Source organism: Geodermatophilus sp. SYSU D01176, from assembly GCF_054050015.1.
On the sequence record NZ_JBJGYN010000008.1, the window covers coordinates 91,426 to 105,407 of the forward strand.

13 protein-coding genes are annotated in these 13,982 nt (G+C 76.2%); 7 read left to right on the forward strand and 6 right to left on the reverse strand.

Translation table 11 applies throughout. From position 1 onward, the window contains the following. Positions 1-13: 13 nt before the first annotated feature. Genes ACI78Z_RS06955 through ACI78Z_RS06965 form a run of 3 tightly spaced genes read left to right on the forward strand, consistent with a single transcriptional unit; the run spans position 14 to position 3,248 of the window. Positions 14-1,270 carry an AAA family ATPase gene (locus ACI78Z_RS06955; RefSeq protein ID WP_457035800.1) on the forward strand — a complete coding sequence of 419 codons (1,257 nt, stop codon included), beginning with the start codon at positions 14-16 and terminating at the stop codon, positions 1,268-1,270. Continuing rightward, positions 1,267-2,295, forward strand: a complete 1,029-nt coding sequence (locus ACI78Z_RS06960; RefSeq protein ID WP_457035801.1) for a DUF58 domain-containing protein — start codon at positions 1,267-1,269, stop codon at positions 2,293-2,295. The genes ACI78Z_RS06955 and ACI78Z_RS06960 overlap by 4 nt, the downstream gene beginning before the upstream one ends. After that, entirely contained in the window at positions 2,292-3,248 is a 957-nt protein-coding gene (locus tag ACI78Z_RS06965) for a VWA domain-containing protein (protein ID WP_457035802.1), read from the forward strand. Before ACI78Z_RS06960 ends, ACI78Z_RS06965 begins: the two co-directional genes overlap by 4 nt. Positions 3,249-3,294: 46 nt before the next feature. Here ACI78Z_RS06965 and ACI78Z_RS06970 read toward each other — a convergent pair whose 3' ends face one another. Then, positions 3,295-4,266 carry a quinone oxidoreductase family protein gene (locus ACI78Z_RS06970; RefSeq protein ID WP_457035803.1) on the reverse strand — a complete coding sequence of 324 codons (972 nt, stop codon included), beginning with the start codon at positions 4,264-4,266 and terminating at the stop codon, positions 3,295-3,297. A gap of 132 nt (positions 4,267-4,398) precedes the next feature. Between ACI78Z_RS06970 and ACI78Z_RS06975 the strand changes: the two genes are divergently transcribed. Beyond that, positions 4,399-5,223, forward strand: a complete 825-nt coding sequence (locus ACI78Z_RS06975; RefSeq protein WP_457035804.1) for a class I SAM-dependent methyltransferase — start codon at positions 4,399-4,401, stop codon at positions 5,221-5,223. Between the two features lie 52 nt (positions 5,224-5,275). Here ACI78Z_RS06975 and ACI78Z_RS06980 read toward each other — a convergent pair whose 3' ends face one another. The 5 genes from ACI78Z_RS06980 to ACI78Z_RS07000 form a co-directional block, all read right to left on the reverse strand. Then, positions 5,276-5,608, reverse strand: a complete 333-nt coding sequence (locus ACI78Z_RS06980; protein WP_457035805.1) for a hypothetical protein — start codon at positions 5,606-5,608, stop codon at positions 5,276-5,278. Between the two features lie 214 nt (positions 5,609-5,822). Then, entirely contained in the window at positions 5,823-6,473 is a 651-nt protein-coding gene (locus ACI78Z_RS06985; RefSeq protein ID WP_457035806.1) for a maleylpyruvate isomerase family mycothiol-dependent enzyme, read from the reverse strand. Positions 6,474-6,510: 37 nt separating this feature from the next. After that, a complete protein-coding gene (locus ACI78Z_RS06990; protein ID WP_457035807.1) occupies positions 6,511-7,500 on the reverse strand; it encodes an NAD-dependent epimerase/dehydratase family protein in 990 nt (329 codons plus the stop codon). Then, positions 7,497-10,061: an alpha/beta fold hydrolase gene (locus ACI78Z_RS06995; RefSeq protein WP_457035808.1), complete on the reverse strand. Its 2,565-nt coding sequence runs from the start codon at positions 10,059-10,061 to the stop codon at positions 7,497-7,499. Before ACI78Z_RS06995 ends, ACI78Z_RS06990 begins: the two co-directional genes overlap by 4 nt. Beyond that, complete coding sequence (locus ACI78Z_RS07000; protein WP_457035809.1) at positions 10,058-11,083, reverse strand: 3-oxoacyl-ACP synthase III; 1,026 nt, start codon at positions 11,081-11,083, stop codon at positions 10,058-10,060. The genes ACI78Z_RS06995 and ACI78Z_RS07000 overlap by 4 nt, the downstream gene beginning before the upstream one ends. A 202-nt stretch (positions 11,084-11,285) precedes the next feature. Here ACI78Z_RS07000 and fabG point away from each other — a divergent pair, with 202 nt between their 5' ends. From fabG to ACI78Z_RS07015, 3 genes are read left to right on the forward strand one after another with little or no spacing between them, the layout of a single operon-like run. Continuing rightward, positions 11,286-11,990: a 3-oxoacyl-[acyl-carrier-protein] reductase gene (fabG, locus tag ACI78Z_RS07005; RefSeq protein WP_457035810.1), complete on the forward strand. Its 705-nt coding sequence runs from the start codon at positions 11,286-11,288 to the stop codon at positions 11,988-11,990. Then, positions 11,990-12,763 carry an enoyl-ACP reductase FabI gene (gene fabI, locus ACI78Z_RS07010; RefSeq protein ID WP_457035811.1) on the forward strand — a complete coding sequence of 258 codons (774 nt, stop codon included), beginning with the start codon at positions 11,990-11,992 and terminating at the stop codon, positions 12,761-12,763. The genes fabG and fabI overlap by 1 nt, the downstream gene beginning before the upstream one ends. Positions 12,764-12,820: 57 nt before the next feature. After that, entirely contained in the window at positions 12,821-13,963 is a 1,143-nt protein-coding gene (locus ACI78Z_RS07015) for a ferrochelatase (protein ID WP_457035812.1), read from the forward strand. The last annotated feature ends 19 nt before the right edge of the window (positions 13,964-13,982 follow it).

Consider the following 13,982-nt stretch of genomic DNA (forward strand, 5'->3'; position numbering starts at 1 on the left):
ATCAGGGAGTTCCGTGAGCAGCGCCGCCAGCACCCCGCTCGACCAGTCCGCCGGGCAGCCGGTCCCGCCGTCGGTCGACGCGGCTCACCTGGAGCGGGTGCTGTTCGAGATCAAGCGGGTGATCGTCGGGCAGGACCGGCTGGTCGAGCGGATGCTCGTCGCGCTGCTCGCCCGCGGGCACGTGCTGCTGGAGGGCGTCCCCGGCGTCGCCAAGACCCTCGCGGTCGAGACGCTGGCCACCGTTGTCGGCGGTCGCTTCGCCCGCCTGCAGTTCACCCCCGACCTGGTGCCCGCCGACATCATCGGCACCCGCATCTACAAGGCCGGGCAGGACGCCTTCGACACCGAGCTGGGCCCGGTGTTCGCCAACTTCGTCCTCACCGACGAGATCAACCGCGCGCCGGCCAAGGTGCAGTCGGCGCTGCTGGAGGTCATGGCCGAGCGCCAGGTGTCGATCGGCGGGGTCACCCACCCGCTGCCCGACCCGTTCCTCGTGTTGGCCACCCAGAACCCCATCGAGTCCGAGGGCGTCTACCCGCTCCCCGAGGCCCAGCGGGACCGCTTCCTCATGAAGGTGCTCGTGGACTACCCGAGCCCCGAGGAGGAGCGGGAGATCATCTACCGGATGGGGTCGACGCCGCCGGTGGCCGACACCGTGCTCGGTCCCGACGACCTGATCCGCATGCAGCGCACCGCCTCGCAGGTCTTCGTGCACCACGCGCTGGTCGACTACGTCGTCCGGCTGGTGGTCGCCACCCGCGCGCCGCGCGAGCACGGCATGGAGGACGTCGCCTCGTGGGTGTCCTACGGCGCCAGCCCGCGTGCCTCGCTGGGGCTCATCGCTGCCAGCCGGGCGCTGGCGCTGGTCCGGGGCCGCGACTACGTGCTGCCGCAGGACGTCCTCGACGTCACCACCGACGTGCTGCGCCACCGGCTGGTGCTCTCCTACGACGCGCTGGCCGACGGCGTGCCCGCCGACCACGTGGTCAAGCGGGTCCTGCAGACCGTGCCGCTGCCGCAGGTGGCCCCGCGCCAGCGCGCCGGGGGCTTCGGCCCGGCCGGCCCCGGCGGGCCGTCGGTGCCGGCCGCGCCGCCGTTCGGTGCGCCCCCGTTCGGCCCGCCCGGCCCGCAGTACGGCCCGCCCGGTCAGCCCTTCCCCGGCCCCGGTCCGTTCGGCGGCCCGGGCCGGCCGGGTCAGCCCGGGCCCGCCCCGCAGGGCCGGCCGGACGTCCCCTCCAACGGCGCCGACCGCGGGTCCTCGCCGGCGTGATCCTGCGTCGCCGGTCCGGCGGCGCCGCGACCCCGGAGCAGACCGGCCTCCCGTCCACCCCGGGGTCCGGCATCGACCCGGGGTCGGGCGATGGTGCGCCGCCGCACTTCGCCGAGGGCCCGGCCGACGTGCTGCTGCAGCGGCTGGAGCTCACCGTCCGCCGCCGGCTCGACGGCCTGCTCCAGGGCGACCACCTGGGCCTGGTCCCGGGCTCCGGCACCGAGGCGGGTGACTCGCGCACCTACCACCCGGGGGACGACGTCCGGCGGATGGACTGGCCGGTGACCGCGCGCACCCAGGTGCCGCACGTGCGGGAGACGATCGCCGACCGCGAGCTGGAGACCTGGGCCGTGGTCGACCTCTCGGCGAGCCTGGACTTCGGCACCGCGGCCTGCACCAAGCGGGACCTCGCGATCGCCGGGCTGGCTGCGGTCAGCCACCTCACCGTCCACGGCGGCAACCGGCTCGGCGCCGTCGTCACCACCGGCGAGCGGGTCGACCGGTACCCGGCCACCGCCGGCCGGCTGGCCGCCGACCGGCTGCTCCGCGCCGTCGTGGCCACGCCGCGGGCGGCCGGCGGGCGCCGGGGCGACCTGGCCGCCGCGCTGGAGTCGCTGCGCCGCCCGCCGCGCCGCCGCGGCCTGGTGGTCGTCGTCTCGGACTTCCTGGGCTCCGACGCGCAGGGCGTCCCCGACTGGGAGCGCCCCCTGCGGGGCCTGCGGGCCCGGCACGAGCTGTTGGCCATCGAGGTGGTCGACCCGCGCGAGCTGGAGCTGCCCGACGTCGGGCTGCTGACCGTCGTCGACCCCGAGAGCGGCCAGACCCTGGAGGTGCCCACCGGCGACGCCGCCTTCCGCGCCCGGTTCGCCGAGGGGGCGGCGGCCCAGCGGCGGGCGATCGCCGCCGCGCTGCGCCGCGCCGGCGCCGGCCACCTGCAGCTGCGCACGGACCGGGACTGGCTCATGGACGTCGTCCGGTTCGTCGCGGACCGCCGGCGGGCCGGCAGCGGAGGAGCCTCCCGATGACCTTCCAGGCCCCCTGGTGGCTGCTCGGGCTGCTGGCCGTCGTCGCGCTGGTGGCGCTGTACGTGGTGCTGCAGCTGCGCCGCAAGGCCTACGCCGCCCGCTTCACCAACGTCGCGCTGCTCGGCACCCTGGTGCCCCGGCGCCCCGGCTGGCGGCGGCACCTGGCCTTCGGGCTGGTCGCTCTCGCGCTGGCCGCGCTCATCGTCTCGCTCGCGGTGCCGAGCACCGAGGTGCGGGTGCCGCGGGAACGGGCGACGGTGGTGATGGCCGTCGACGTCTCGCTGTCGATGCAGGCCACCGACATCGAGCCGAGCCGCTTCGAGGCCATGCAGGTGGCGGCCAAGCAGTTCGTCGACGTGCTGCCCGAGCGCATCAACCTCGGGCTGGTGTCCTTCGCCGGCACCGCCACGACGGTGGTCACCCCGACCACCGACCGCGGCCAGGTGCGCACCGCGATCGACAACCTGGAGCTGGCCGAGTCCACGGCGATCGGCGAGGCGGTGTTCACCTCGCTGACCGCGATCGAAAACTTCCAGTCGTCGCTGGACGCCGACGGCGAGGCGGTGCCGCCGGCGCGGATCGTGCTGCTGTCCGACGGCTACAACACCGTCGGCCGCCCCGACACCCAGGCCGTCGACGCCGCGCTCGATGCCGGCGTCCCGGTCTCCACCATCGCCTTCGGTACCGACTACGGCACGCTGGACCTCGACGGCGAGCGGGTGCCGGTGCCGGTGGACCGCGCGACGCTCGAGGGGATCGCCGACGCCACGGGCGGCAGCTACAGCGAGGCGGCCAGCGCCGCGGAGCTCGAGCAGGTCTACCAGGACCTGGGCAGCCAGATCGGCTACACGACCGAGCCCCGCGACGTCAGCTACTGGTTCGTCCGCGGCGGGGTGCTGTTCGCGCTGCTCGGCGTCGTCCTCAGCCTGGTCTGGACCAACCGCCTGCTGTAGCGGCCGACCCCGGCGGCGATCCCCGCGGGGACCGCCGCCGGGGTGTTCAGCGGCCGGGGTCGAGGACCAGCTTGCCGGTGGTGCGGCGGGCCAGCAGGTCCCGGTGCGCCTCCCGGACGGCGGACAGCGGGTACCGCCCGCCGACGACCGGCCGCAGCGCACCGTCGGCCACCAGCGGCAGCAGCTCGGTCATCGCGTCGTCGAGCATGGAGGGCCGGGTCATGCAGTGCGCCAGCCAGAAGCCGACCACCGCGCGGCTCCGCTGCAGCAGCATCCCGGGCGGGACGGCGGCGGTCTCCTGGCGGGCGGCCATCCCGTAGGTGACCAGCCGGCCGAACGGGGCCAGCGCGGACAGGGAGCCGGCGAAGACGTTGCCGCCGGTCATCTCCAGGACGACGTCCACCGGCCGGCCGCCGTTGGCCTCGCGCAGCGCCGCGGTGAAGGCCTTCGGGTCGTCGTCGGCGAGGGCGGGGTCGATCGCGGCGTCCGCGCCCAGCTCCTCGGTGAGCGCCCGCTTCTCCGGGCTGGACGCGGTGGCGATCACCCGGCCGGCGCCCCAGCGCCGGGCCAGCTGGACGGCCAGCGACCCGACACCCCCGGCGCCGGCGATGACGACCACGGTCTCCCCGGCCGCCAGGTGGGCGCTGGTGCGCAGCAGGTGCCACGCGGTGCTGCCCTGCAGGACGACGGCCAGCGCCTGCTCGTCGCTGACCCCGTCGGGCACCTGCCACGTCAGCCGCGGGTGCGCGACGACCTTCTCCGCGTAGCCGCCGCCGTCGAGCAGGCCGACCACCCGCGGACCGCCGCCGGCCGACGTCCCCACGAACTCCGCACCGGGCACCAGCGGCAGCTGCTGGGCGGCGAGGTAGCTGTCCTCGATCTGGTGGGTGTCGGCGTAGTTGACGCCGGCGGTGGAGACGTCGAACAGCTGCTGACCGTCCGACGGGACCGGATCGGGCAGGTCGACGACGTCGAGGACCTCGGGACCGCCGAAGCGGGTGATCTGCACGGCTCGCATGCGGGAAGGCTAGGTCCTGACCCCTGGGCCACCGGTCGGGGCCGTCGACGGAGCAGTTCGTCCCTGGTCGGGAGCGGTCGGGAGGTCGACCCTGCTCAGGGGTCCGGCTGAGTCCGACGAGAGGGGACTGGCATGTCCGTCACGGTCACCGACACCGAACTGAAGGCACGGCACCGCACGATGTGGGCCTCCGGGGACTACCCCCGGATGGTGGAGACCTTCCTGCTGCCGCTCGGTCCACGGCTGGTGGAGGCCTGCGACATCCGCCCCGGACAGCGGGTCCTCGACATCGCGGCGGGCACCGGCAACGCCTCGCTGCCGGCCGCGGAGCGGGGTGCGCGCGTGACCGCGAGCGACCTGACACCCGAGCTGCTGGACGAGGGCAGGCGGCGCGCCGAGGCCCGGGGCCTGGAGCTGGAGTGGACGGAGGCCGACGCGGAGCACCTGCCCTTCGAGGACGGGTCCTTCGACGTCGTCATGTCCGCGATCGGGGTCATGTTCGCCCCGCACCACCAGGACGCAGCCGACCAGGTCGTGCGCGTGTGCCGGCCCGGCGGCACCATCGGGCTGCTGTGCTGGACGCCGGACGGCATGCTCGGTCAGCTGTTCGCCACGATGAAGCCGTTCGCGCCGCCGCCTCCGCCGGGTGCGCAGCCGCCGCCGCTGTGGGGCGGCGAGGACCACCTGCGGGGGCTGTTCGGGGACCGCGTGGAGTGGCGGACGCTCACCCGCGACGTCCTGGAGGTCACGGCCTTCACCCACCCGCGCGACTACGGAGAACACTTCAAGGCCTACTACGGGCCGACGATCGCCGCCCGGGCCAACGCCGTCCGGGAGGGCCGCGAGGCGGAGTTCGACCAGGCGCTGGACCGCTTCTGCGACGAGTGGAACCGCGGCACACCGGACCGGGCGCGGTTCGAGATGCAGTTCCTGCTCGCCGTCGGCACCCGACGCTGACCGAGGGGTCGGCCCCCGGGCGACCGCTCCGCACCGGCCCGACGCGCGGCGGTCAGCCGCGCAGGCGCCCCTCCGCCTCGGGGACGGCGAGGAACGCGGGCCAGACGGCGGGGTCGTCGACTAGCGGCTCGTGGCCGATCACCGTGCCTTCCGGGAGCGCGGTGACGCCGGACCTGAGGTGCAGGACCCGGGTGACCGGGACGCCCACCACCTGCGCGCCCAAGGGTGTGAGCAGGGCGGCGAGCTGCGCCATGCCGTCCTCGTTCGTGCGCCCGCCGAGCCCGACCCAGACGGTGCCTCCGTGCCGGAGGACGTCGCCGCCGTCGAGCGTCCCGGGCGCCTCGATCCGGGCGATCCGGTAGCCGAGGGCCGCCAGCGTCTCCACGGTCCCGGCGGTCTCGGGCCGGCGTCGGCCCGCAGCGCGTCGACGTAGCCCTGCCACTGGCGCAGCACCAGCCCGCCGTCGACGGGCGTCCGGTCGATGTGGGTGACCAACCCGTCGGCCAGCCGGGGGCCGGGGCGGCGGACCAGCGCGCGCTGCCGCATGCGGGGATCGTGGCAGGGCGCCGGAGGCCGACCCCCCGCCGGGGCAGCGGCGTTCAGCCCAGGCGCGCACGCACGACCGCGACGCCGGGCCCCTCCACCGCGTCCAGGCCGGCGCGTCGTCCCGCCGCCACCAGCAGCAGGTCGACATCGGGACCGCGCAGCTCGGCGCCGTCGCCGAGGGCCCACCCGGTGCCGGTCGAGACCAGCCGCACCCCGGCCAGCCGCCGCGGCCCGCCCATGAACCGGTTCGTCGCGACGTAGGCCAGGCAGTCCGCCACCACGTCGGGAGGCGACACGTGGCGCCGGCGCAGGGGCCGCGCGATGTCCTGACCGTGGACGACCAGGTCCATGAGCGGGTCCATCGGTGTGCTGCCGGGGAACCGCGGCGTGGAACCCGCGCTCTCGCGCAGCTGCGCGACCAGCTCCTCGGGGTCGTACGCCGCGGCCCGCCGCGCCGCCAGGTCGACCGCCATCCGGTCGAAGCTGCCCCGGGCCCGCACCGCTGCGCGCAGCACACGGGGCACCGTCAGCCTCGTCGTGACCGTGAGGTGGGCGACGAGGTCGCGCACCGTCCAGACCGTGCACAGCGACGGCGTCGTCCACTCCTCGGCGGTGAGGTCGGCGAGCAGGTCGGCGACGCGGTGCCGTTCGGCGGAGACCGCCGCGTCGATCTCGGCACGGGACAGGGCCGGCTGGGTGCTCATGGGGGTCTGGACTCCGACCACACCGCGAACTCGTCGGTCAGGAGGTGGCCGCGCGGGTGCCGCCCCCGAGGTACCAGGCGCGCAGGCGGGCGAACCCCTCGTCCAGGCCCACGAGCGGCCGCCAGCCCAGCGCGGCCCGCGTCCGGCGCTGGTCGAACCAGTGGGCGGTCGCCAGCTGTTCGGCCAGGAAGCGGGTGAGCGGGGGCACCGACCGCCGGCGCGTCCCCGCCCAGATCCCCTCGGCGACGGCACCGGCCGCGTAGGCCGCACCGAACGGCACCCGGCCGCGCGGCCCGGCGACCCCGGCCGCCCGGCACAGCCGGCCGAGGACCTCGGCGACCGGCCGCGGTTCCCCGTTCGAGACGACGAGCGCCTCGCCGTGCACCGGCCCGCACGCGTCCACGGCGGCGATCAGGGCCGCTGCGGCGTTGTCGACGTAGGTGGTGTCGATGAGGGCCGCGCCCGACCCGATCACCGGCAGCCGCCCGGCCCGCGCCCGCGCCACGATGCGGCCCACGAGCTGGGTGTCGCCCGGCCCCCACACGAGGTGCGGCCGGACCGCCAGCACGGCCGGCGCCGGGGAGTCCGCGGCCAGCGCCTCGAGCTCGGCCACGGCCTTGGAGCGGGCGTAGTGCCCGCGGGCGCGCAGCGGATCGGCGGGTCCGGCGCCCGCCCCGACGAGCGCCGTCCCGGCGTGCGCCACCGACGGGGACGAGACGTGCACCAGCCGACCGACGCCCGCGGCCCGGCAGGCGTCGCGGACGGTGCGGGTGCCCCGGACGTTGGCGTGCGCGTACTCGGCCCACCGGCCGGTGACGTCGACCTTCGCGGCCAGGTGCAGCACGGCGTCCTGGCCCCGGACGGCCCGCTCGACGACGGCCGGGTCGGCGACGTCCCCCAGCACCTCCCGGCACGGCAGCCCGGACGGACGGCGCTGCAGCACGGTCACCTCGTCGCCGCGCTCGACCAGCCCGGTGGCCGTGGCCCGGCCGAGCATCCCGCTCGCCCCGGTGACCAGCACCCTCACCGTCGGCGGGGAACCCGGGCGCCGGCCAGCACCCGCGCGGCGCGGCGGGCGACCTCGCTCCGGTCGACCTTCGACTGGTGGCGGACGTCCACCGGCAGCCTCGGGGTGGTCAGCACCGCGGCGACGTCGACCCCGGCGACCGCACGCACGGCGTCGGCCGTGCCCGGGTCGGCCAGGCCCAGCCGCGCCCTCCGGCGACCGGGCCGGCCCCCGGCCGGCACGACCACCACGACGACGACCTGCGTCCCGGCCGGCCCGACGCCGACGGCCGCGGCGGCCGACACCCCGGGGAGGGCCTCCACCCGCTGCTCGACCCCGACCGGCGTCACCGGTGCGGACGCGGTCGTGACCACGTGCTGCAGCCGCCCCTCGATCCACAGCCGCCCCTCGGCGTCCAGGTGGCCGACGTCGCCGGTGCGGTGCCAGCCCGGGTCCCGGGACGTCGCCCGCTCCAGCGCCCACAGCGCGTCGTAGCGGTCCTTGACGTGCGCGGCCCGGACGCATACCTCACCGGGGACGCCGGGGCGGTCGGTGAGCCCGCCGTCGGCCCGCCCGTCGGGGGACAGCGGGCTGACCCGCACGTCGACGCCGGGCAGCGGGCGGCCCACGCACACGCCCTCACCGGCGCCGGCGGCCTCGATGCCGGCCAGGGAGACGTCGGTGACCGGCAGGACCTCGGTCATGCCGTACGGGGTGTGCGCGTCGGCGGCGGGGAGGACCGCCCGCAGCGACCGCAGCAGGGACACGGGGACGGGCGCGCCGGCGGACATGAGCAGCCGGATGCGGGCCAGGGCCGTGCGCTGCCGGGCGGAGAGGTCCGCCGCCGTGGCGAGCACCCGCCGCAGCGCCGCCGGGGAGGCGAAGACCACGGTCGCGTCGACGGCCGCCGCGGCGTCGGCCAGCGCCGCCGCGGTCAGCGACCCGGGCGCGGTCACGTCGACGTCCGGCACCGCCGACCCGATGCCCAGCGCCGGCCCCAGGATCGCGAAGGGCGCGAACGCCGCCACGAACCGGTCCTCGGCGGTGAGGCCGTAGGCGGACCGCACCAGCTCCAGCTGGGCGGCGGCCTGGCGGTGCGTGTAGACGACGCCCTTGGCCGGTCCGGTGGCCCCTGAGGTGAACAGCACGGCGCAGTCGGCGTCCAGCGGCGGCTCGGCGGGCGCCGGTGCCGACCGGCCGAGCGCCTCCAGGTCGGCGAGCGCGTGCGTGGCGCCCGGGCCGCGCCGCGCGCGTCCTGCCGGCCCCGCGGCGATCCGGGAGCCGGGCAGTCCCATCAGCCGCGCGGCGGCCAGGCCCGCCCGGCTGCCGACGACGTGGTGGACCGCGGCGCTGCGCAGCGCCCGGCGCATCCCGGCCAGCCCGAGGCCCTTGTCCGCGACCACGACGACGCCGCCGGCGCGCCACACGGCGTAGACGGTGGCGGTGAGGTCGGCCGACGGCTCCACCAGCAGGGCGACGCGGTGCCCCGGGCGGACGCCGGCCGCCGCGAGCCCCGCCGCCAGGTGCGCCACCCGCCGGGACAGCTGCGACCAGCCGACCGTCGCGCCGCCGACCTCGACGACCGCGGGGGAGTCGTCGTCCGCCCGCTCGTCCAGGGCCGACCACAGCCGGCGTCCGGCCGTTCCCGGCCGCGCGGGGGGGCGGTCCCCGGCGTCGAGGTCGGCCACCCACTGCGCCACCGCCTGGGCGTACTGCGGCGCGTCCTCGGGGAGCAGGTGGGAGGCGCCCTCGTAGCGGTGCAGTCCGGCCTGGGGCAGCCGGCTGCGCAGGTCGGTCAGGTAGCGCTCGCCGAACACCGGGTCGCGCGGGCCCCACAGCAGCAGCGCCGGGACGTCGAGGGTGCGGATCCCCTCGGCGATCGCCTCCTGCACCGGCCGGGACGGGTGCCCGGGGGAGAACGGGATGTCGGCGACGAAGTCCCCGACCGCCCGCCGCCGCGCCGGCGAACCGTAGGGCGCCGCGAAGGCGTTCCGGACGTCGGCGGGCAGCGCCGGCCGGGACAGCGCCGTCGCCGCCCGGACGAACACCGGGGTGCCGACGGTGACCGCCGCGCGCACGCCCGGCGCGTGCGCCAGCCGGATGAGGGCCGGCCCGAGGTCGCCCTCGGGCATGGCGACGGCGGTGTTGGCCAGGACGACGCCGCGCAGCTGGTCGCGGTGCTCGAGTGCCCAGCCCAGGGAGATGACCCCGCCCCAGTCGTGCCCGACCGTGACGACCGGGCCGGTGACGCCGAGCGCCGCGGTGAGGTCGCCGAGGTCGGCCACCCGCTGCCGCAGCGACCGCGGGTCGGGCAGCCGGTCGGACCAGCCCATGCCCAGCTGGTCGGGGGCGACCACCCGCCAGCCGGGCGGGGCGCCGGCGAGCAGCCGGCGCCACAGGTAGGACCAGGTGGGGTTGCCGTGGACGCACAGCAGGGTGCCGACCGGGTCCGGGACGCCGTTGTCGAGGACGTGCCAGCCGTGCTTGGCGCCGGTGGGGTCGGCGACGGTGAGCGTGCGGGACCACGCGGGGTCCAGGCCGGGCAGCGCCGGCGGGACCCGCGCCGCGTCGTCCGCCGTCACCAGGCGATCTCGAGGCAGGAGGCGTTGAGGCCCGAACCGATCCCCATGAGCAGCACCCGGTCGCCGCCGACCAGCGCGTCCTGCTCGCCCGCCAGCGTGAAGGGGACCGAGGCCGGGCCGAGGTTGCCCCGGGTGGGGAACGTCGTCGGCACCAGCGCCGGGTCGATGGAGAACCGGTCGCACATGGCCTTGGTGTGCACCTTGGAGACCTGGTGCACCACGTAGCGGCTCATGCCCCCCGCCCAGTCGAACTCGCCCGCGGCGTCGGCCCAGAGGTCCTCGGACAGGGCGAGCCCGGCGTCGAGCAGGCCCTTGAGGTCGGTGCGCATCTCGTCGTTGTCGCCGGTGCAGAGCTCGTGGTGCTCGCTGCCGGCCCGGCTCGCGGACCCGACCAGGCGGTGCCCCTCCGGGTGCCGGTCGGCGCGCCCGAGGACCATCGCGACGGCACCCGAGCCCAGGGTCAGGGTCGCGAACTGCGCCAGCACGTCCTTGGACCCGGTGTCCGGGCGGTTGAGCCGCTCGACGGTGCGCTCCTGCACCGGCCGGGAGTCCTCGCCGTTGACGACCAGGGCGTGGTCGACCATGCCCGAGTCGATCATCGCGGCCGCCAGCTCCATGCCGTTGACGAAGCCGAGGCAGGCGTTCGTCACGTCGAAGTTCTGGCACGACCGGGGCAGGCCGAGCGCGTGGTGCACCGCGACCGCCGTCGACGGCTCGAGGTACCGGCGGCTCACCGAGGTGTTGACCATCAGCCCGATGGACGCCGGGTCGACGCCGCTCTCGCTGATCGCCTTGGCGCCGGCCATGGCGGCGCCGTCGACGAAGGTGACACCGTCGGCCCACCAGCGGCGCTCCCGGATGCCGGCGAGGCGCTCGAGCAGGCCGCGCCGCAGCCCCACCCGCTGGTAGGTCCCCTCCAGCGCGTCGTCGAAGTCGTCCGAGGCGACCACCCGGGTGGCGTCCTCCGTCTGGACGGCCAGGACCGCCGTGTTGGTGAACCTGCGTGTGCTGTTGCTGCTCATCTGTGGGATCCAGTCCTCCGCCGGGCCGGCTCCCCATCACGTGCCGCCCTCGTCCGTCGCGCTCTACCCGAGCCGTGTCCCGCTACTCCACCAGCCCCGGCCCCCGCACGTCACGCGCCGGACCCCGTCACCGGGTGTGACCTGCACCCACCGACTAGGTTCGGCACCCGGACGTCAGCGACCGGCGCAGGGGGTGTGGCACGTGGCGAGATCGGTGCTCGTGACCGGTGGGAACCGGGGGATCGGGCTGGCGATCGCCCGCGCGTTCGCCGAGCAGGGCGACGCGGTGGCGGTGACCCACCGTGGCAGCGGCGTCCCCGAGGGGCTGTTCGGCGTGCAGTGCGACGTCACCGACGCCGACGCCGTCGACCGGGCGTTCACCGAGGTCGAGGAGCGGCAGGGCCCGGTCGAGGTGCTGGTGAGCAACGCCGGCATCACCCGCGACGGCCTGCTCATGCGGATGAAGGAGGAGGACTTCACCGACGTCCTCGACGCCAACCTCACCGCCGCCTACCGGGTGTCCAAGCGCGCCGCGGCCAAGATGGTCCGCGCGCGGTCCGGCCGGATGGTCTTCGTCTCCTCGGTCGTCGGCCTGCTGGGCTCGGCCGGGCAGACGAACTACGCGGCGTCCAAGGCGGGGCTCGTGGGGCTCGCACGCTCGATCGCCCGCGAGCTCGGCAGCCGGGGCATCACCGCCAACGTGGTGGCCCCCGGCTTCGTCGAGACCGACATGACGGCGCAGCTGCCCGAGAAGCGGCAGCAGGAGATCCTCGGGCAGGTGCCCCTGGGGCGGTACGCCTCGGCGGAGGAGATCGCCGGCGTGGTGCGCTTCCTGGCGAGCGACGCGGCCGGCTACATCACCGGGGCGGTCGTCCCGGTCGACGGCGGACTGGGAATGGGGCACTGATGAGCGGCATCCTCGAGGGCAAGAAGATCCTGGTCACCGGCGTCCTCACCGAGGCCTCGATCGCCTACGCCACCGCGCGGATCGCGCAGGAGCAGGGCGCCACCGTCGTCCTGTCCAACTTCGGCCGGGCGCTGTCGCTGTGCCAGCGGATCGCCAAGCGGCTGCCGCAGGAGGCCCCGGTCGTCGAGCTCGACGTGACCGACACCGAGCACCTGGCGACGCTGGCCGACCGGCTGCGCGAGCACGTCGGCGACACCCTCGACGGCGTCGTCCACTCCATCGGCTTCGCGCCGCAGGAGGCGATGGGGGAGGGCTTCCCCGAGGTCGCCTGGGAGCACGCGGCGACGGCGTTCCAGGTGTCGACCTGGTCGATGGCCTCGCTCACCCAGGCCTGCCGGCCGCTGTTCGGCGCGCAGGCCTCCGTCGTCGGGCTGACCTTCGACGCGACCGTCGCCTGGCCGGTCTACGGCTGGATGGGCGCGGCCAAGGCGGCGCTGGAGTCCACCTCCCGCTACCTCGCCCGCGAGCTCGGGCCCGAGGGCGTCCGGGTCAACCTGGTCGCCGCCGGCCCGTTGCGGAGCATGGCGATGAAGTCCATCCCGGGCAGCAAGCAGTTCGAGGAGGCGTGGGAGACCCGCGCCCCGCTGGGCTGGTCGGTCACCGACACCGAGCCGGCCGGCAAGGCCGTCGTCGCCCTGCTGTCGGACTGGTTCCCGGCCACCACCGGCGAGATCGTCCACGTCGACGGGGGCTTCCACGCCGTGGGGGTGTGACCTGCATCCCCCGGCGGCCGGCCGCATCCGCCGGGGTCGTGGGGTAGAAGAGGGGACGTGCCCCTCGCCACCGACGTCGACATCACCCCCGCCGGCCAGCGTCCCGACGAGGACCCCTCGCTGGCCGTCCGCAACAACGGCGGGACGCCGCCGTCCGCGGCCGCCGCGCCCCCCGGCCGCCGGGAGGCGCTGCTGGTGCTGGGCTTCGGTGGCCCGGAGGGTCCCGACGACGTCATGCCGTTCCTCGAGAACGTCACCCGCGGCCGCGGCATCCCGCGGGAGCGGCTGCTCGACGTGGCCGAGCACTACATGCACTTCGGCGGCGTCAGCCCGATCAACGAGCAGAACCGGGCGCTGACCGCGGCGGTCCGCGACGAGCTCGCCGCCGCCGGCCTGGACCTGCCGGTCTACTGGGGCAACCGCAACTGGGCGCCCTACGTCGAGCACGTCTGGCGGCAGATGGCCGAGGACGGCATCGAGCACGTCTACGTCTTCCCGACGTCGGGCTTCGCCTCGTGGTCGGGTTGCCGGCAGTACCACGAGGACGTCGCGCGAGCCCGGTCGGTGTTCACCGGCGCCGCCCCCGGGGGCGGGCCGACCGCGGAGAAGCTGCCGCACTACGGCGACCACCCCGGGTTCGTCCAGGCCAACGCCGAGGCCCTCGCCGCCGCGCTCGAGGCGCTGCCGGAGGACGTCCGGGACACCGCGCGGCTGGTGGCGACGGCGCACAGCATCCCCGACACCATGGCCGCGGTGGCCGGGCCGGACGGCGGGGCCTACCAGGCCGAGCTGCTGCGCTCGGCGCGGCTCGTGGTCGACGCGGTCGCGCCCGGCCGCGGGTTCGACCTGGTGTGGCAGTCGCGCAGCGGCCCGCCGTCCGTGCCGTGGCTCGAGCCCGACGTCAACGACCACCTGCGGGCGCTGGCCGGCGCGGGGGAGAAGGCCGTCGTCGTCTTCCCGATCGGCTTCGTCAGCGACCACGTCGAGGTCGTCTGGGACCTGGACAACGAGGCGAGGGGGACCGCCGGGGAGCTCGGCCTGGCCTTCGCCCGCGCGGCGACCGCGGGCACCCACCCGGCGTTCGTGTCGATGGTGCGCGAGCTGGTCGAGGAGCGCCGGGCCGGCACGCCGCCGCGGCTGGGCACCAACTGTCCCGCGGCCTGTTGCTTCACGGCGCCGCGCCGTCCCGTCGCCCGCTGACGGGAGACCGCCGAGGGAC

Excerpts from the sequence above, each read along its gene's own strand:
- ACI78Z_RS07000 (WP_457035809.1), bottom strand. The coding sequence starts at position 11,083 with ATGAGCAGCAACAGCACACGCAGGTTCACCAACACGGCGGTCCTGGCC.
- ACI78Z_RS06970 (WP_457035803.1), bottom strand. The coding sequence starts at position 4,266 with ATGCGAGCCGTGCAGATCACCCGCTTCGGCGGTCCCGAGGTCCTCGAC.
- ACI78Z_RS06975 (WP_457035804.1), top strand. The coding sequence starts at position 4,399 with ATGTCCGTCACGGTCACCGACACCGAACTGAAGGCACGGCACCGCACG.
- ACI78Z_RS06985 (WP_457035806.1), bottom strand. The coding sequence starts at position 6,473 with ATGAGCACCCAGCCGGCCCTGTCCCGTGCCGAGATCGACGCGGCGGTC.
- fabI (WP_457035811.1), top strand. The coding sequence starts at position 11,990 with ATGAGCGGCATCCTCGAGGGCAAGAAGATCCTGGTCACCGGCGTCCTC.
- ACI78Z_RS06965 (WP_457035802.1), top strand. The coding sequence starts at position 2,292 with ATGACCTTCCAGGCCCCCTGGTGGCTGCTCGGGCTGCTGGCCGTCGTC.